Source organism: Spirochaetales bacterium, from assembly GCA_016930085.1.
Classification (GTDB): domain Bacteria; phylum Spirochaetota; class Spirochaetia; order SZUA-6; family JAFGRV01; genus JAFGHO01.
Map to the genome: position 1 here is coordinate 1 of JAFGHO010000044.1, position 17,601 is coordinate 17,601.

The following is a 17,601-nucleotide window of genomic DNA, read 5'->3' on the forward strand; positions in this document are numbered from 1 at the left end:
GTGTGAAATTTTAAGGAATGAAGAGTGTTTCACACGGAGGGCACGGAGGACACAGAGGAGGAGAAGAGTGTTTCACACAGAGGGCACCAAGGACACAGAGGAAGAGGAGGCAAGAGAATTTCATTCTTCTCTGTGTGCTTTGAGGGCTCTGTGTGAAATTTTATGGAAATGAAGAGTGTTTCACACGGAGCGCGCGGAGGGCACAGAGGGCACAGAGGGCACAGAGGAGGAGAAGAGGAGAGGAGTACCCCCGGAAAAGAGAAGAGAGAGGTCCGTGAATTTTACGTATTCTAAAATAAAAATAAAAAAAACCAAGCATATATTTATTCTCTTTTAGTAGAAAAAGAAGATAATTATTGGTATATTATTGAATTTAAAGAATTTAGTTTTTTCATCTATCGAATACCAATAGAAAGCAAGTATTTTATTATATATTATGATATATTTATACCGGGAAGGAAAAAACATCTATCGAGTATAAAAGTAATATTTGAATGAAAATATGATCAGTCATCGACAGTAATGTAAAAGGAAAGACGGATGTGCTTGTTTCCGGTGACAATGATCTGTTGATATTGAATCCGTTCGAAGGGATTGAAATCCTGAGTGTAAAGGATTTCAAGAACCGGCTGACATCTCTTTAATATTTTTAAAAGAGTATTCCCTCTCACGTCTCCCCCTGTACGAATTATTACCGCGCCCGCCCTCAGGGAGAACCGCCTCCGGTCTCACCGCTCGAGGCCGCCGCTTGGAGGCGTTTGCGCAAAATTTTCAGGTTTCCTTTGAGCCACCATGCCGCGCCGGCGACATCATTGACGCGCAGGAAAGGATCTTTTTTAAGCGCCGGCTTTATCTGCGAAAATAAGGCGTCGATCAGCACGTTGAGCCTGTCGGGGACGAACACTTCCTCGAGCAGCCGCCGCAACGAAGCCCTGTACCGGTCTTTGGACAGGGCGATCGCGCGGATTACCGGATCGCAGCAGGACGGCCGTGTGTAGAGGTCGGGAATGTTTTCGACCGGAATGAGACGGCCGCAGTCGACGTTCAGGGTGTCCCATGGCCGGATATCGCCGAGCCAATGCTCAAGAAAGAAGACCGCATTAAGATCCCAGGGAATGAGGGTGAAACGGGCTGTATTCTCATCCTGATACATGTAGTAGTTGTGGTTCGAGCATCCCCATTCGCCGGCATAGAACGTGGTAATTCCGTCCCAGTTCGCGATTCCGTAATCGACCGCCATATAGTCGAGGACTTTCTCGATGTCCATGTACCGGGCTAATGTCTCGGGCAGCGTTTCGTCGCCGGTAGCGAGCATATCCGTTGCGAAGGCGATGAACGCATCGTGCGTGGCGGTCTCTTCGTTGTTTTCGAGGCCGTATGCGAAGTAGGACGCTTCGGTCCGGTTCGGCCATACTTCCTTGTAGAGATTACCGTCGCCGTCTTCGAAGCGGTCTTTCGTGAAACGCCCGTCGACGACTTCGACGACCGTGTAAAGGCCCTGCGGTTTACCGTTGATGGTGAGGGTCGCGTAGCCGGTGCGGGGCGCGATGATGCCGAAGTCATTGAAAATGCGGTATCCGAGTGTCTCGAAGAACACCTCGGCGCCGTTTTCGATTTTATTGAGGACCAGCCGCTTGAGTCCGTAAAAGCGCAGGCCGGGATCGACGGCGTGGAATTTGAGTTTGAACGACAGTTTTTTGCACAGCAGCCTCCCGTATGCGTCGATGCATGTGTCAAGGGAGTATTCGCCCTTGGGACGGAAACCCACCATGCCCAGGCGCCGCCCGTCGATCGTCACATCCGCCGTCGACCATACTTCCCGGGTCGCGGTGGCCAGCATCCGTTTCCATGCCCCCACGCTCATCGATATCCGGATGTCGAGAACGCGATCACGCGGGAACACCCCCTCATCGGCGGTGCCGTATTTCGGCGGGTTTATTCCGCTATCGGATGTGACCAGATGCTTGTCGCCGGCGCACCCCAAAAGTGCGGCCAGAATAATATATACGAGTCCGCGGCAAATTTTCACCGGCTGCCTCCATAAGCTTTTATGAATAATGATAGCAAAACGCTTTATTAGAATCAACGCCCCGGTTCTTTATGTTTCCCATTATGCATCTTGTATTGTTAAGGGTTTTCGTTTTTTGAGGATCGCCATATCGATGACGATCCTGAGGATCTCGAAATGCAGATACAATCCCGGCCCGTCATGAGGCCGGGATTGTGAAAAAACCTTTTACATTCGTCTTTCCAAACGATGTTAATTATTGCCATAGACTGACAGATGCCAGTAGTCGCCCGTGGCATTGTAAATCTGGGCCATGCGCCTGGTTCTGATTCCCTGACTATAGACGAACAGGGTGCGGCCTTCGGGCATTAATACGTTACAGACGGTTCTGTAAGAATCACCGTCGAGGTACCTGTGGGCAAAATTGAAATTTCCTCTGTACGCGTGCACCCTGTTGACCATCAGAGACGCGGTTCTGATAATACTGTAATTATTCGTCCGGCTGAGTAGGCAGTAGGTATAGTCGTATATCCCTGCCGGCCGGCAATAACGGTCCCTGAACTCCTCGGGCGGCATTCTGGTTCCGGCCATATCTGGAAGCTGGATATTTTCATCGTCACCGGATTCTGCCGTTTCCCGGCAGGCGGCATCAAGGGATGCCTCGTAAGCGGATTGAATAACCTCCGGGGCCGTTTCCCCTGTGAGATATTCATATATCTCGGGCGGGGATTTTCCTTCGATTTCGTCGACAATATCGCCGGAGTTGAATATCCCAAGTACCAGAATTTCTCCGGGTACCGGTTCGTAAAAATCGACAGAACCCTCATCGCCGAGATTGAGATGATTGATGAGGGCCGGTTCTGCGTCTTCCGCACCCGCCCCGTTGTCGGACTCGATAGCGCAGCCGAACGCTAAAAGTCCCAAACACACAGCCATTAATAACAGATTTTTCATTTGATCCTCCTTAAATTATTTACTTTATCAATGCAAAGGCATCTGATAAAACGTATTTTCGCGGTATTCTCATAAACCGATATCGGTTTAAAGCGATTGTATGCTTCAACGATTATTGCTTTAATGAATAAAAATCACTCTACATCAAAGAGAAAAGCGTCAAAACCTGGTGTCGAGAAGACCGCGGCATTCGGTTTCACACACAACTGCCGGACTCGATCAAAAAACCTTTATATTTTTTTAAAGAAGTCCGTGTAAACCTCCTTTCTTCAAGAATGTTATCTGCTGTAACCATACATCTTTTTTCCCGTTTTTAGTCGGCATTGTAATGCGACAAAAAATGCGACAAAATCCGGCCTATAAAAGTGAATTGTGCGATCCGGAACGCGAATACATATCCAGCGCAATTCGGGCTTAACCCACCTGTAAATTCTCCTGATTCATGTTGGTGATCGATATATCGAGGAAAAAAGTCCAGTTTGCCGGATCAGGAGGCAGTTTTTGTCCGTCTCAATTTGAATTATCATATTTTCGCAGTATTATTAATAATGGAGAAGAAATCCCAATAAACTCACATGGAGATAATTATGGCAAAAAAACATGTCGTAAACCTTTTAATTTTTCTTTTATCGATACTGATAACATGCAGCCTTCCGAAAGACCCCCCCGATCCGGATCCGGGTCTCGAGGCGAATCAGCACATCAGAATCGATCAGTTCGGCTACCGGACGGAGGCCCAAAAAATCGCCGTTATCGTATGCCCCCAAACAGGGTTTAACGGGCCGGATACCTATTATCCCGGCACGACATTCGAAGTCCGTCATGCGGCGACCGGAGAGGTCGAATACTCATCCTCGATAACGGTCTTCGACGACGGCAATATCCACACCCAGTCGGGGGACAAGGTGTGGTGGTTCGAATTTTCATCGGTTTCGACACCGGGGACCTATTATATTCATGACCCCGCGAACGACGAAAGTTCCTACGAGTTCGATATCGGCGATGACGTATACAACGACGTCCTGAAACACGCGATGAGGGCATTCTTTTACCAGCGGTGCGGTTTTGAAAAAAGCGCATTTTTCGCGGGGGACTGGCCGGACGGTGCCAGTCATGTGGGCTCCCTTCAGGACACCCAGTGCAGGCTGGTTACCGACACGGGTAACGAATCCCTCGAGAAAGACCTTTCCGGCGGTTGGTATGACGCGGGGGATTATAATAAGTATGTCAATTTCACCTTTGCGGCCGTGCATGACCTGTTATCGGCATACCGGGAAAATCCGTCGGTGTTTAAAGACGATTACGCTATTCCGGAAAGCGATAACGGCATCCCGGACATCCTCGACGAGATCAAATGGGAACTGGACTGGCTCGTCAAAATGCAGGAATCAGACGATTCCGTCCTTATGAAAGTATCCGGGGAAGGATACGAGGCCAAAAGTCCCCCCGGCGCCGATACGGTCGCGAGGAGATACGGACCTTCCGGGGCTTCATCCACGAACGCTTTTTCAGGCATGCTGGCGCACGCGTATCTGATCTTCAAAGACATCGCGGGGATGGGCGCGTATGCCGGCGATCTGTTGGCTCGAGCTGAAAACGCCTGGACATCACTCGAAACGAACGGTTATCCCTTTTCTTCGTATGATAATGCCGGGTTTTCAAGCGCCAATCCGGAAAGAAGCGAAGCGGAACAGAAGGCGATGTACGTTACTGCGGCCGTGTACCTCTACGCCGCAACCGGCGAGGAAAAATACAAGACATTCATCGAAAATAATTATACGACATATGTCCCGTACCCTTTCAATTACTGGTGGAACGCCTATGATTCAGTACATGAAGACGCATTGCTGTATTACGCGAGTCTTGCCGGGGCCAGTCCGTCGGTCAAGAGCAATATCAATACTACCTGTATTAATGAAATAACAGGAAGCGATGAATTCCTTCCGGCCGTCACTGGTAATACGGATGCGTACCGGGCGTATCTGAATGACGGCGACTATGGCTGGGGAAGCAACCGGGAAAAATGCCATACGGGACTGATATTATACAATATGGTAACCTACGGCATTGACAGTACGAATGAGACCGATTACCGTAAGGGGGCCGAAGATTACCTCCATTACATGCATGGTGTCAATGCGATTAATATGGCTATGCTGACAAACATGTATGATTTCGGGGGGGACAATTGCGCCGATGAAATTTACCATTCATGGTTTCACGACGGAACAGCCTATGATAACGCGAAAACCAGCCCGTACGGCCCTCCTCCGGGTTACGTGCCCGGGGGTGTCAACAAATACTATGCCCCCGATGCCTCCTATATCGGGCCCGCACTCGAGCCTCCTTTGAATCAGCCGGTTCAGAAAGCCTACAGGGACTGGAACACCAGTTATCCGGAAAACTCCTGGGAAGTTACCGAACCGGGTATTTATTACCAGGCGGCCTACGTAAAGCTGTTATCGAAGTTTGCCTCCGACACCCCGTAATCCGGCCCTGAACGGGTTTTATGAGGGAGTCCGTCGATATTTTTTTTCGATAGAAGCTGTACAACCGAATCGGTTATATTTCAGGCATTAAGGGGGAGGGGATTCCCGCTGCGCATCAATTGATCCGCACGGAAATGGTGTGGGTGTTCCGGTCTTCCGTGTTGAACCAGAAAATGAGTTTTCTGCCTTCGATGGTAAAACATTCTTCGAGTTTGTCTTTTCCGTTGCATGGAAAGATTTTTTTATGAGTATTCAGTGCCCGGCTGATAAGATCCTGCTTGATGGTATCCATATACTCCTATTTTCGTCGTGAATAATGACATTTATAATATAAAATACACCGCTTCCGGTTTTTTATCAAGGTATAATATCAACAATGCCGGGGGTACCCACGTCATAACTCTGCATGGTTATGATACGGAACCGGGCCGTATAAAAGCCCGCCGCGACGGCGGCGGGCTTTTATTTCTTCCTTATTCGACATCGTCGAAGGTTTTCATCATCCGCTGAGCCCTCCAGCCGATAAGGAGGAAAGGATAGTCGTTTTCCGAAGAGATCGCCGGATACTTGTTGTCGTCCGTTTGATCCCATATGGTGAGAACGTAATCTTTCGTCCCCCGTGCCGTAATTTTATATTTGAACTGCCCGGTCATGTCCGATTTCTCTTTGTCGTCGATAAACGCTTCGCAGGAAAGATCGGACATTGTGTTGAGAATATCGTTGATCGTGTTCTGCGGAATCGGTTTTTCCTTCGTGTTTGCCGTCCAGACTTCCTCAGGGGGCGGCGCCTGTTCTCCTTCTTCGGTGACATCCGGCTGTTTTTCCTGCTTTGTGATAACCATGGTCTGGCCTTCGAACTCCAGAATCAGCTCCTTTATTTCGGATGTATCGAAAGAACAGATTTTCTTGTTTCTCAGGTCGTTCATGTCTTTTTCGAAAACGGTTCTCATGTTCCCGTTGGCGCTGTATATCTTCGTATCTCCTTGTTCGGAAGGATCGTCCGTCAGGGTGATATAGGTTTGAGAAAAGTTGTTCGATGTTTTTCCTATATTGATTTGCCGGACGAGTTTTTCACCGATATATGCTTTGGCGACGATCCTGTTTGCTTCATCGAGATCGTAACGGGCAAATACTTCTTTTTCCGAAATAAGCGCTTCGAGTTTGGTATCGACAAGGTGATCCAGCATGGTATCGACCGATTGTTCATCGGCCGGGAAATTGCCGGGAAGTATTTCCCACTTGTTGGCCGAATTCTTTACCAGCGTCACCGTGCGTTCCGGGATCTCGAAAACGATTTTATCGACATCATCCCGCGAGATTTTAGAAAGCCCGGGAAGCGAATAGATGTTGCCCGGTGAAATATTGACCATGATAAGGACCCCGATCAGGGCCAGAATGATTATTCCAAGTACGATATATTCTTTTCTTATAGCCATAATTCTCTCCTCTGCTTCTTTGAGTATTGCAGGCGTAATATACCCTTATTTTTTCAAGAACTTTACCTGAATCTTTCTTCTTCGTGTTCCTCTTGTCAGAAGCACGAAAAGTCCGCATACGGCAACAATAAGGGGTAGACCGATCAGGTTGAAATAGCGTGTAACGTCTTTTGCGAGCGGTGTCGTTTTTGTTGCGTCCAGCGGATTGATGACCTGTAGTTTACTCCTCATCACCGCGTAGTCCGCCCGGTTGTTCAGGTAGTCCAAAATATTGCTGATCAGCACCCTGTTGGGTGTTTCGGGCGGTCCGTTTTGCGGGATGGTGAGAATTATATCCCTGACGATTTGTGAGGTCCCGACGACAAACAATTTCCCCGGTCTGACGGCTTTTTTTATCACGTTCCTTTCGAGGGTGAGATCTTCCGCCGAAAGACCCCGCTCTTCGTCTTCGGAGCCCTCTTCCGTTTCTTTTTTGGGCGGTTCCGGAACGGCCCTGTTTTCAAAGAAACTGGGGAACTCTCCTTCAAGCATAACGGCGAGGGGATAGCTTTTCAGACCCGTATCGGGCATATACATCGCGTTGGGATCGTCGAGATTGATGTTTTCGGAGCTCTCCCATGACTCGTTCGACGAGGAAAAGAGGATATCAGATGAGATGTTGTTCTCTTTGAGTTTGTCTTCGTTAAGCTTTATCGGTGAAGGCTGAATCATGTAAAAGCCTTTTACGTTTTTCATGTATTTCAGGTCTTCATTGACAAACTCGTTCTGAATTTCAGGAATAAAATAGATATCGAAGTCCCCGTACACGCGATGGTGCTGCTTGTAGCATTTTTTGTCGAAAATATAGGATGACTTTACGGTCACCCCGTAATGCTCCAAGAGCTTCTCGATACCGGTTTTGACCGGCGGATATTCTTTCGGCAACTGATAACCGTAAAGCTGCTGGTTTGTTTCGGGATTTACTTCCTCGAGGCCGTCAAGGAAAATGGCAAGAGATTTGCCCTGCATAAGGAACTGATCGATCTGGAAAAGCTCCCATTCCGAGAACGATTCCTTCGGCCCGGCGATAATGAGGCATTCGATACCCGCGGGGATGCGGTTCTCGATAAGGCTTATCTGGTCGATGGTATAATGCTCGGAGATGATTTTTTCGAACTCTTCGGCGGATACCTGCGCGATATTTTCATTCGGGTGCATCTGCATATACGCCTGGCGTTCGAAATCCTGCCAGTCGAGCTTTGCCGTCCCGTGATCCTTTAAATACCCGATCCGTTCATTGATGTCGATCAGGTTGTTGATCGCGTCGTTGATGACGATATCGAGGGTTTCCGTTTCCACGATATTATAAAACGAACCGAGGAGGGTGTTCACCTTCTCGAGGATATTGATGTAATCGGTTTTATCGCCGTATTCGATGACGATCCCGGCGTAGAGGTTGATCGTCCGATCGGGATTGTCCGGATCGTTTTTGACGAAACTGAGAAGATTGTACTTTTCCGCCTCACTCGCGAGTTCCGGATTTTTTGAGGTGTCGATATAGGTATAATCGAGTTTGCCGTAGTTTTCCTTGTTGAGTTTTTTCATAATCTCTTCGAGTTTTCCGGGGATTTCCTCGAGCGCTTCCCCCATTTGATAGAGGTCGGATGAGAGAAACAGTTTCACGTCGATATTGTCCGAAAGCGCGAGCAGGGCCGATATTTTATTGTTCATTTTCCGGATGGTCGTCGTGATGTTGTATTCGAGTTTTTCCTTGGCGGTGATCCTGTTGATGGTCTCGATAATATCACCGTGAATCAGAACCATTCCCATATACGCCTTTTTGAAACTGAACGCGTCATTCTTGTATATCTCGATCTGTATCGGATAGATTCCGTAGTCGTTCGCGAGGGACTGGTTGTTCTCCTGTTCTTCACTGATGTCGCTTTCACCGCCGACATCGTAGAAGCTGTAATTGAAATACCTGTTGCCGTTCACCGAATACTCCTCGAGCAGGTCCTCCACATACTGGCGAAGATCGATATATTCCGCGGGAAGATCGTCGGAGAAGAACACCTTCACCGTCAACGGCTCCTGAAGCGTGGCGACCGCCTCCTTACTCGCCGCCGAAAGGGAATACATTCCGGTATCGGTGAGGTCGACGCGGAGAAAGAGCTGTATACCGATGATGTTGATGATGACGACGATCACGGCGAGCATACCAAAGATGATGTATTTGTTGTAATTCCTGGGTTTCATACCTGTTTTTTTCTTTTCGTCCATTTGTCTGCCTCCTTTATTTCTGTTCTTCCATTATCAGTTTCGTGCCGTAGAGGCTGAAAAAGCAGAGCGATACAAAATAGAGGATATCCCTTGTATCGATAATTCCTTTCGCGATATTCTGGAAGTGATAGTCGGCGCCGAGAAATTGGAGAAACCCGAGCATGAATTGCGGAAGGGGGACATAGACGACTATACGGTCCAACAACCAGAGCGCGAAACAAATCGCCCACCCGATCAGGTACGCGATGATCTGTTTTCTCGTCAGCGAGGAAGCCATGAGGCCGACCGCACAGAATCCCGCGCCCATCAATAGACCCCCGAAATAACCGCCCGCGACCGGACCCCAGTCGAGGTTTCCCATGAACGAAATAAAAACGGCGTACGAGACGGTCGGCAGATAACAGATCGCGGTCAAAGTGAGGGCCGCCAGAAATTTCGCAAAGATGATATCGAGAAAGGTCACCGGCATGGTGAGGAGGAGTTCATAGGAACCGAGGTTGATTTCCTCCGAAAAAAGACTCATGGTGATTGCCGGAACGACAAAACAGGAAAAGACGGGAAGCAGCGAAAAAAACATTCGCATCGATGCCTGGTTCCGCAGGAAGAAGGTTCCCCAGAAAAAGAAGAAAAACGCCGATACGAGAAGAAAAAGCGAAATGACCACATACGCGATCGGCGAGATAAAATAGGTTTTTATTTCCTTTTTATATATTTGAAACAATCCTTTGAGTGTCAAAACCTTTACTGTCATCTGTTTATACCTCCCTCGTGATTTTTCTGAATATGGTTTCAAGAGATGTACTCACCTGCTTCAATTCAACGAGAATCCAGTCCCTGCTTTTTATTGCCTGGTAGATCGCGGGCCGGATATCATCCTTTGTATTGCATTCGATTTCAACGTCCATGATATCGGCATCGCCCCCCGATTTCCGGATCTGTTCGACGCCGTTGATCGATGCCAGGGCCGATTTGACATCGTCGATACGGGCGTTTTTGAGGCTGATATTGATATTGTTTGTTTTCTTAAGATTTTCAGTCCGGTCGTCCGCCCTGATCGTTCCTTTATCGATGATCACCACCCTGTTACAGGTCGACTCGACTTCCGGAAGAATGTGGGTCGAGACGATGATGGTTTTATATTTTCCGATTTCTTTTATGATGTCCCGAACCTCGATACGCTGGTTCGGATCGAGACCCGATGTCGGCTCGTCGAGCACGAGTATTTCCGGGTCGCTCATCATCGCATGCGCCAGTCCGACCCGCTGTTTATATCCTTTTGATAACTCGTCGATGCTTTTATGCATCACTTCATTCAAGCCGCAGAGGTCGGCGAGTTCGTGAATACGCTTTTCCTGCTTGTCCTTGTCGATCTCCCAGATATCCGCGATATACGTAAGATAATCGAACACGAGCATCTGCTTGTAAAGGGGGGCGCTTTCGGGAAGATATCCCATGAGTTTTTTAATCTCGAGCTGATGATCGTGAATGTTGAAGTCCTTGACGGAGATATTTCCGCTGGTCGGCTTCAGATAGCAGGTCAGTATCCTTAACGTGGTCGTTTTCCCCGCGCCGTTGGGACCGAGCAGCCCGACAATATCACCCTTGTTTATTTCGAGGCTGACATTCTCAACAGCACAGGTAGTGTTATAGTACTTGGTCAAATTTTCGATACGTATCATACTACTCTCCTGTTAGTTAAGGTGTTTTCCAGGCACACAGCCGAATGCGTGATGCCGGAATCGATTGAAACAATATCCGTATAAGACACCCTGTCCCCCGCCCGTCCGCTAACGGCAAAAGGACATACGATCCCATCCGGGTGTTTGTTCGCACTTATAATCCGAATTACGCCGTACAATATTCCTCAACGATGCAAAGAATCTTATACAGGGTCGCTTTTCTTTCTTTATCTTGGCCCGAGGTTATGAACAAACCTCAATGACTTAAAACTTCCTTTTGTATTAAAGGTTACAGCATTATATAAACTAACTTCGGAAAATGTCAATAAACAACGTTACCATTCTTATAATTTTAATGTTCAAACAACCCCGCCGCCCGTCATATATGACGTTACCATCCATGAAAACAAAATGACTGATCGGGGAGCTTCACCTGTTATAAGGAAAGTATCGCCGTTATTTTTTTCTGTCCATTTTCGCCGAAAGGACTTTACGGTATTTTTCCGGATCGGATTTGAACGCGATGATTTTGTTTCGTCCCGCCTCAATGGCTTTTTCCAAAGCTTTTACCGCCTCATTGATCAGAATCGTTCCGCTCAGGAGTCTTCCGTTTCTCGAAGCAAGCCCTATCGAGACCGTTACATGCTGGTCCTCGAACATCGACTGGTTGATCTTTTTCTGGAACAATTCCATTTCTTTTATCCCGTTATGAAGTTCCATATCGGGGAGAATGATCGCAAACCTGGCTTCACCGTATTCAAAGGCAAGATCCTGAAACGGGAAATTATCCAGAATACACCGTGCGATATTTCTGTAAATCGATTCGCCCCGCAGGAGGTTAGTGTAATTGTCGATGCCGATTAAAACCATAACAAGATCCTGATTGGATGAGGCGGTCCTGTTGATTTCAAACTGCAGCCGCTGGCTCAAATGATCCTCCCAGCCCAGGCTCGTCGCCGGTGAAAAAAGGTCTCTGGCGCCTTTGTGCCGGACAGCCTCATAGGTTTCATGTTCGGGGGCCCGGCTTCCGGCGCCGGTAAACTCTTTTTGTTCGCTTTGCCGGTGTGCGGGCAGGGGAGGTTCGGTGATCTCTTCAGTTTGGATTTCGTACGGTTCTTCCCCGAAAAAGCCGTCCGGAAGGGGTTCGCCGGTAAACGTACCGGCGGGGCGGACGGGGGTGTCGTTCCGTGTGCCGCCGGATATGAAAAGACGTATAATTATTGAAAGCATCAACCAGACGATAAGTCCAAAGAGTCCCCATTTGATTACAAGCGAGATTTCCGTTTTCGTGAGCGGTGTATAAACCGCCTCGAGGAAAAGTTCGGGTTCGAGACTGAATTTCAGTTTCATCCGCTGGAAATGGATCGGGAGTCGCTTGTACTCGGGTTCTCCTTTCCACGCGGGGTCCAGACTTCCTGTATCCGGAATAATCCGGCTTTTCAGAAATGACGGTGAGTTTTTTCCCGTTTTCTCTATCGAATAGAGGAGGCCCTGTCTCGGGGAGTAGAGGGAAACGATAAAAAGCCTTTCTTCCGCCCGTAAAAATGAAGCCGTCCCGCCGGAAAATGATTCGGATTCAAAAGACGGGTCGGCTGTATACCACGCGAGGGCTTTCTCCCGTATCCCTTCGAACCGGTTTAAAAACTCGATCCTGTTTTTATCGTATTGTTCATAAAGCAGAAAGCCGGTCACAAAAATGACGGCGGTAAATGCGATGAAACTGAATGTTGCATAGGTGATGGCGACAGCTTTTTTCATTGGTAACGATACGTCTCCCCTTATATTTTCGGCTGTTTCTTTGAAGGAAAAAGAATTTTATTTTTACTCTCAACGTGCCTTCCCGTTGCGGTGCGGTATTGCGTGTCGCAGGGGTCGGAATGCCGGAACGGCGCTGTTTTTTGAAATATGGCGATAATTTCCTGAATTCTATTGTCAGTATATACTGAAAGGATTATAATTGATACGACCGATAAATGACAGGTAACCTCCTTTCATTTTATCCCGCTTGTTGAAAAGAGAGGGACGATATATGAACGTGAGACAACGAACCCTGCCCGCGGGATGGTATCCCGCAACAGCTGAAAAAACGAAAGCGGTTATCGATGAGTATATCCATGCCCGTCCCCATCCGGAGATAAAGGCCTTGGCGGGAATCACGCCGCATGCCGGATGGGATTTTTCCGGCTCGATCGCCTGTGAGGTCATCCGATGTCTGGACCCGGATGCCGATACGATTGTTATCGTGGGCGGCCACCTCCCCCCGGGAAAGAATATCCTCGCCGCATCGGAGCAGGGATTTGAAACCCCGTTCGGAATTCTCGAAGCCGACATCGAATTACTTCTCGAAATAAAGCGGCGTATTTTCGTCAAGGAAGACGCCGTTCCCGACAATACGGTCGAAGTGCAGCTTCCCTTTATAAAGTATCTTTTACCCCAAAGCAGGGCCGTCTGGATGCGCGCGGCCCCGTCACACATCGCGGAAGAACTCGGAGAGGTCATCGATAAGGCCGCACAAATTATCGGCCGCCGTGTTGTGGTAATCGGATCGACCGATCTTACCCACTACGGATTCAACTATGGGTTCCTCCCCAAAGGAAGCGGAAAAGAGGCCTTCGAGTGGGTGACGGAGGTAAACGATAAAAAGATTCTCGATGCTTTTATCGCGATGGACGCGAAAGCGGCAATCGGTGCCGCCCGTGAAGACCGCTCCGCGTGTTCGGTGGGGGGCGCGGTCGCCGCCGTAAGCTTTGCGAGGGAAAAAGGATGCAAGAAGGGCAGGCTTCTCCGCTATATGACGAGCCGGGATATCTATCCGTCCGATTCCTTTGTCGGATACGGGGGCATTGTCTTTGAATAAATCAGGATTAATAACACCGATGGAAAGGACGGGACCGCTGTTTGTCTGCGCGGCCGTTCTGACTTTGTTGTGCTCCTGCATGACGAATGAAGGGGTGACGGTACCCACAGGTCCTTTCACGGCCGTGCGGATCGACGCCGGAGATGTTATCGCGCGGGTTTCTCCGTATCTTTTAAACGGCTTCAATTTCAATAACGCGATGCAGGTCTATACGATCAGGGATCTCATCGATACACTCGGCATTCGCACGATTACCTATCCGGCCGGGGAATTCGGTGACGAGTATGACCCTGATGAAGCGTCATTGACATATTTCAGGCAGCAGCAGGAATATCTCGAAACTCCGTTCACCTTTATGCAGGTTCGGCTTTACGGCGGGACGCCGGAAAAAGCGGCGGAAACGGTGCGACTGGTGAAAAAACTGGGGATCCGCGTCGACGTCTGGACAGTCGGCAACGAGGCGAATCTCTATACCGGGGAAAAAAGCGACCCGTCCTGGACCCCGGAGAAGTACTGCAAGGTTTTCAGGGAATACGCGGCAATGATGAAAGAGGCCGATCCCGATATAAAACTCGCGGGGCCGGCGGTCAGCCAGCCGGTCGACACATGGATCCGAACATTTATTCATGAATGCGGTGATATCGTCGATGTTCTCGCATGGCACTGGTATCCGACGGACGGCAAATGGGATGATCTTGCCGCCGTCGGGACCTCGCTCCAGTCCGAAAACACCATACGGCGGTATAAGGGATGGTTGACGGATCCCGAGTTCAATCCCAAAGGATACGACCGGCCCATCAAAACCGCCATTACCGAATGGGCCCTTCATTGGGACACGCCGAGGTTTCGCCATCTCACCGATATGACGGCCGTCCTCTGGACGGCGCAGGCGCTTGCCGTGTTCGCGGAAGAGGGTCTCGATTACGCGCATTATTTCTGTCTGAACCGGTACGGGGGGCATGCGATCTTCAACCAGCTGAACAAACCGAGGCTTCTGTATTACCTTTTTGTCCTTTTTTCGGACCATTGGGGCAAAGAGATCGTCGCATCGTCACAACCGGATCGGGATCTGCATGTCTGGGCGACAAAAGACGATGACGGCGATATATCGGTCTTTCTCGTTCACACAGGCAGGGAAGGGATCAGGAATGTCGAACTTTCCCTGGATAATTTCCCCGCGGTTAAAAAGGCGGAGGCATGGGAACTGGTTGAGGAAACTCGCCTCGACAGGGAAATAAACCGGATGAAACTGAAGACGGGGGAAACCCTCCGCCTTCCTTTACAACCGTGGTCCGTCACCGTGGTACGGATCAGGGGCTGACAGGCAGCTCGCTGCGGCGTTCAAAGCGCGGTATCGGCCGGATAAACCGCGTCGCTTTCAGCGTTCCCCGTGAACTTGGGGTTGTTTCCCGCGATCACGACGGTGATCTCCCCTTTTGTCTTTTTACCGCTGAACTCCTCCCGAAGCTCCCCGAGGTATCCGCGGTGAACGCGTTCGAACTTTTTCGTCAACTCGATACAGACCGACGCCATCCTGTTTCCGTAGACCTCATAGGCGTCATGGAGAAATGAAGCGATCCGGTACGGCGATTCGAAAAAGATGAGGGTATGGGGGAGTTGTTTCTCCATTTCGAGAAAGCGTTTTCTGGGCCCCTTTTTTTTTGGGGGAAACCCCTTGAATGTGTAGCTCGAGGATGGAAGACCGGAGACGAGAAGTGCGGTCACCGGCGCGTTCGGTCCCGGAACGGCTTCCACACGGTGCCCCCCGGAAATGGCCGCGGTAATGATCCGGTAACCGGGGTCACTGATACCCGGCGAGCCCGCATTGCTTACCAAAGCGACAGTCTTTCCCTTTTCAAGGTGGCCGAGAAGGACGCCCGCCGCCCGCAGTTCGTTGTGTTCGTGGTATGGAACAAGCGGACCGTTTCTTGCAATACCATGGCGTTGAAACAATTTTTGCGTGTGGCGCGTATCTTCGCACGCGAGTACATCGGCTTCACCGAGTACCCTGAGTGCCCGAAAGGTGATGTCTTCGAGGTTGCCGATCGGCGTCGCGACGAGGTAAAGAATGCCCTGTGTCATTTTTTCCCCCCGTATTTTTCGACATATTGCTCGAATCCCTTTTTTCTGAGACGGCAGGCGGGACATGTTCCGCACCCCCTCCCATAGGGATGCATCGCCGTTTCGCTGTTGTAGCAGGTGAGGGTTTCAGTGATAACGAGGTCGAGACAGCCGAGTTCTTCCGCGAGTCTGAAGGTTTCTGCCTTTGTCAGCCACATGAGGGGGGTATGGATGACGACATTACGGTCTTTGAAGTCGGTCGCAAGGTTCAACGTCGTCTGTGCCGATTTAATGAAGATGTCCCTGCAATCGGCATAGCCCGAATAATCGGTTTCGCAGACACCGATCACGATATGGCGCACGCCGAGCGTACTCGCCCAGGCACTCGCAAGAACAAGGAAGAAGAGATTTCTATAGGGGACGAAGCTGGAAGGGACGTTATCGGCAAAGGGATGGGCATCGTCGCCGATCCTCCGGCCGGTGTCGAGAAGCCCCGATACCACATAGTCCGCGATAAAAGAAATATCTGCTATTTTCAGATCCAGGGAAAGCGAGGAACAAATTTTTTTCGCACAATCGATCTCTGCCGAGTGTTTCTGTGCGTAATAAAAGGAAAGACACGAAACCGAACGAAAATTTTTTTTCGCCCAGAAAAGGCTGGTCGTTGAATCCTGTCCCCCGCTCAGAAGAACAAGGGCGTCCTCGTTTCGATATGAAGTTTCCATCGGTCTACCTCCCCCTGAAATTTTCCCAGATGATTTTATGGACCTGAAGCGAGAGGGAAGCGCGGAGTTTGTTTTCGAGGATGAACCCGGCGAGAACGGCCGGTGTTGTCTTCCCCCATACGGGCGACAGATAGACGGGCAGAGCCGGATTGATCCGTTCGATTTCGGCAAGTCTCTCCTTGATCCAGGGAAGGTCGCCTTCGTCCGCAACGAATTTGATACAGTCCTCCTCCGGTCTTAATTTTTCGAGGTTGGGCGGGAAAAAAGATCCGCCGCTGCCGGATGAAGGGGTTTTGATATCGCAGATATAATGGCAGTTGGGAAGTGATGTGCCGGTGATACCGATCGATCCGTTTGTTTCGATATAAAAACGGATCGATGGAAGACGTGCGACGATCTCGAGAAGGGCCCTCTGCCGTTCATCGAGAAGAGGTTCCCCCCCGGTAAACAGTACCCGGAGGGCCGGGTACCCGGCCGTCGTCCGCTCGATATCATCCCGTAGATCGTTTTCCGTGTACGATAAACTCACCGCGTCCCGTTCGGGGGTATCGCAGTAGGTGCATGACAGATTGCAGCCTGAAAAGCGGATCAGGTAGACCGGTTCACCGCCGATCGGCGCTTCTCCGCCCAGCGTGATGATTTTTTCGGAAAGGGAAAGTACCATCAGAAGTCACCGGTTTCACAATACGATTCTTTTGAGAGTGCGTTCTCATATACGCGCACCTTGACGGAAAGATGCGGGGATTCCTTTTTAATCGTATGGTAGATATACCCGGTAATATTTTCCACCGTGGGATTACACCCGAGTTTATCGTTCAGATGGGAATGATCGAGGAACGCGACGATATTCTTCAGATTATGGAAATCCCAGAGTATGCCCGAGGATGATTTTTCTTCCTCTTCGCCTTTTACCCATACGCCGACTTTCCACGCGTGACCGTGAAGGCGCGCGCATTTACCTTCATAATTTTCCAGGATATGGGAGGCGTCGAAAAATTCTTCCGTGTATAATGTGATGATCATTGTTTTCTCTTGTTGCAGGAAATATACAATATTGACGCTGTTCTGTAAACAGGCTCTTCGCGCCTCCTGTCTCTTCTCGGCTTGACTATTTGAACCATTGCATTTAAGCT

General features: G+C 49.5%; 15 protein-coding genes. 3 read left to right on the forward strand and 12 right to left on the reverse strand.

What is annotated here, in order from left to right:
• Positions 1-706: 706 nt before the first annotated feature.
• Entirely contained in the window at positions 707-2,029 is a 1,323-nt protein-coding gene (locus JW881_07340; protein ID MBN1697311.1) for a CotH kinase family protein, read from the reverse strand.
• A 231-nt stretch (positions 2,030-2,260) separates the two neighbouring features.
• Positions 2,261-2,962, reverse strand: a complete 702-nt coding sequence (locus JW881_07345; GenBank protein MBN1697312.1) for a hypothetical protein — start codon at positions 2,960-2,962, stop codon at positions 2,261-2,263.
• A 587-nt stretch (positions 2,963-3,549) separates the two neighbouring features.
• On the opposite strand from JW881_07345, the gene JW881_07350 reads away from it, so the two are divergent.
• Positions 3,550-5,451, forward strand: a complete 1,902-nt coding sequence (locus tag JW881_07350; protein MBN1697313.1) for a glycoside hydrolase family 9 protein — start codon at positions 3,550-3,552, stop codon at positions 5,449-5,451.
• Positions 5,452-5,566: 115 nt separating this feature from the next.
• Here the strand turns inward: JW881_07350 and JW881_07355 are convergent, their stop codons facing one another.
• From JW881_07355 to JW881_07380, 6 genes are all read right to left on the reverse strand, one after another.
• A complete protein-coding gene (locus JW881_07355) occupies positions 5,567-5,743 on the reverse strand; it encodes a hypothetical protein (GenBank protein MBN1697314.1) in 177 nt (58 codons plus the stop codon).
• A 181-nt stretch (positions 5,744-5,924) separates the two neighbouring features.
• Entirely contained in the window at positions 5,925-6,887 is a 963-nt protein-coding gene (locus JW881_07360) for a DUF4340 domain-containing protein (protein ID MBN1697315.1), read from the reverse strand.
• Between the two features lie 45 nt (positions 6,888-6,932).
• Positions 6,933-9,146: a Gldg family protein gene (locus tag JW881_07365; GenBank protein MBN1697316.1), complete on the reverse strand. Its 2,214-nt coding sequence runs from the start codon at positions 9,144-9,146 to the stop codon at positions 6,933-6,935.
• Positions 9,147-9,159: 13 nt separating this feature from the next.
• Entirely contained in the window at positions 9,160-9,897 is a 738-nt protein-coding gene (locus tag JW881_07370) for an ABC transporter permease subunit (GenBank protein ID MBN1697317.1), read from the reverse strand.
• Positions 9,898-9,901: 4 nt separating this feature from the next.
• Complete coding sequence (locus JW881_07375) at positions 9,902-10,825, reverse strand: ATP-binding cassette domain-containing protein (protein ID MBN1697318.1); 924 nt, start codon at positions 10,823-10,825, stop codon at positions 9,902-9,904.
• A gap of 456 nt (positions 10,826-11,281) precedes the next feature.
• A complete protein-coding gene (locus tag JW881_07380; protein ID MBN1697319.1) occupies positions 11,282-12,583 on the reverse strand; it encodes a diguanylate cyclase in 1,302 nt (433 codons plus the stop codon).
• A gap of 271 nt (positions 12,584-12,854) precedes the next feature.
• Between JW881_07380 and amrB the strand changes: the two genes are divergently transcribed.
• Positions 12,855-13,682, forward strand: coding sequence for an AmmeMemoRadiSam system protein B (amrB, locus tag JW881_07385; protein MBN1697320.1), 828 nt, complete (start codon positions 12,855-12,857; stop codon positions 13,680-13,682).
• Between the two features lie 19 nt (positions 13,683-13,701).
• Positions 13,702-15,003: a hypothetical protein gene (locus tag JW881_07390; protein ID MBN1697321.1), complete on the forward strand. Its 1,302-nt coding sequence runs from the start codon at positions 13,702-13,704 to the stop codon at positions 15,001-15,003.
• Between the two features lie 20 nt (positions 15,004-15,023).
• Here the strand turns inward: JW881_07390 and rsmI are convergent, their stop codons facing one another.
• The 4 genes from rsmI to JW881_07410 are packed head-to-tail and all read right to left on the reverse strand — an operon-like array spanning position 15,024 to position 17,491.
• Positions 15,024-15,764, reverse strand: coding sequence for a 16S rRNA (cytidine(1402)-2'-O)-methyltransferase (gene rsmI, locus JW881_07395; GenBank protein ID MBN1697322.1), 741 nt, complete (start codon positions 15,762-15,764; stop codon positions 15,024-15,026).
• On the reverse strand, positions 15,761-16,468 hold the full coding sequence (gene queC, locus JW881_07400) for a 7-cyano-7-deazaguanine synthase QueC (GenBank protein MBN1697323.1): 708 nt from the start codon (positions 16,466-16,468) through the stop codon (positions 15,761-15,763). Before queC ends, rsmI begins: the two co-directional genes overlap by 4 nt.
• 4 nt (positions 16,469-16,472) lie before the next feature.
• On the reverse strand, positions 16,473-17,132 hold the full coding sequence (locus JW881_07405) for a radical SAM protein (protein ID MBN1697324.1): 660 nt from the start codon (positions 17,130-17,132) through the stop codon (positions 16,473-16,475).
• On the reverse strand, positions 17,132-17,491 hold the full coding sequence (locus tag JW881_07410) for a 6-carboxytetrahydropterin synthase (GenBank protein MBN1697325.1): 360 nt from the start codon (positions 17,489-17,491) through the stop codon (positions 17,132-17,134). The genes JW881_07405 and JW881_07410 overlap by 1 nt, the downstream gene beginning before the upstream one ends.
• Positions 17,492-17,601: the final 110 nt, after the last annotated feature.

Excerpts from the sequence above, each read along its gene's own strand:
- rsmI (MBN1697322.1), bottom strand. The coding sequence starts at position 15,764 with ATGACACAGGGCATTCTTTACCTCGTCGCGACGCCGATCGGCAACCTC.
- JW881_07345 (MBN1697312.1), bottom strand. The coding sequence starts at position 2,962 with ATGAAAAATCTGTTATTAATGGCTGTGTGTTTGGGACTTTTAGCGTTC.
- JW881_07405 (MBN1697324.1), bottom strand. The coding sequence starts at position 17,132 with ATGGTACTTTCCCTTTCCGAAAAAATCATCACGCTGGGCGGAGAAGCG.
- JW881_07360 (MBN1697315.1), bottom strand. The coding sequence starts at position 6,887 with ATGGCTATAAGAAAAGAATATATCGTACTTGGAATAATCATTCTGGCC.
- JW881_07350 (MBN1697313.1), top strand. The coding sequence starts at position 3,550 with ATGGCAAAAAAACATGTCGTAAACCTTTTAATTTTTCTTTTATCGATA.
- JW881_07390 (MBN1697321.1), top strand. The coding sequence starts at position 13,702 with ATGGAAAGGACGGGACCGCTGTTTGTCTGCGCGGCCGTTCTGACTTTG.
- JW881_07375 (MBN1697318.1), bottom strand. The coding sequence starts at position 10,825 with ATGATACGTATCGAAAATTTGACCAAGTACTATAACACTACCTGTGCT.
- JW881_07355 (MBN1697314.1), bottom strand. The coding sequence starts at position 5,743 with ATGGATACCATCAAGCAGGATCTTATCAGCCGGGCACTGAATACTCAT.
- queC (MBN1697323.1), bottom strand. The coding sequence starts at position 16,468 with ATGGAAACTTCATATCGAAACGAGGACGCCCTTGTTCTTCTGAGCGGG.
- JW881_07410 (MBN1697325.1), bottom strand. The coding sequence starts at position 17,491 with ATGATCATCACATTATACACGGAAGAATTTTTCGACGCCTCCCATATC.
- JW881_07370 (MBN1697317.1), bottom strand. The coding sequence starts at position 9,897 with ATGACAGTAAAGGTTTTGACACTCAAAGGATTGTTTCAAATATATAAA.
- amrB (MBN1697320.1), top strand. The coding sequence starts at position 12,855 with ATGAACGTGAGACAACGAACCCTGCCCGCGGGATGGTATCCCGCAACA.
- JW881_07380 (MBN1697319.1), bottom strand. The coding sequence starts at position 12,583 with ATGAAAAAAGCTGTCGCCATCACCTATGCAACATTCAGTTTCATCGCA.
- JW881_07365 (MBN1697316.1), bottom strand. The coding sequence starts at position 9,146 with ATGGACGAAAAGAAAAAAACAGGTATGAAACCCAGGAATTACAACAAA.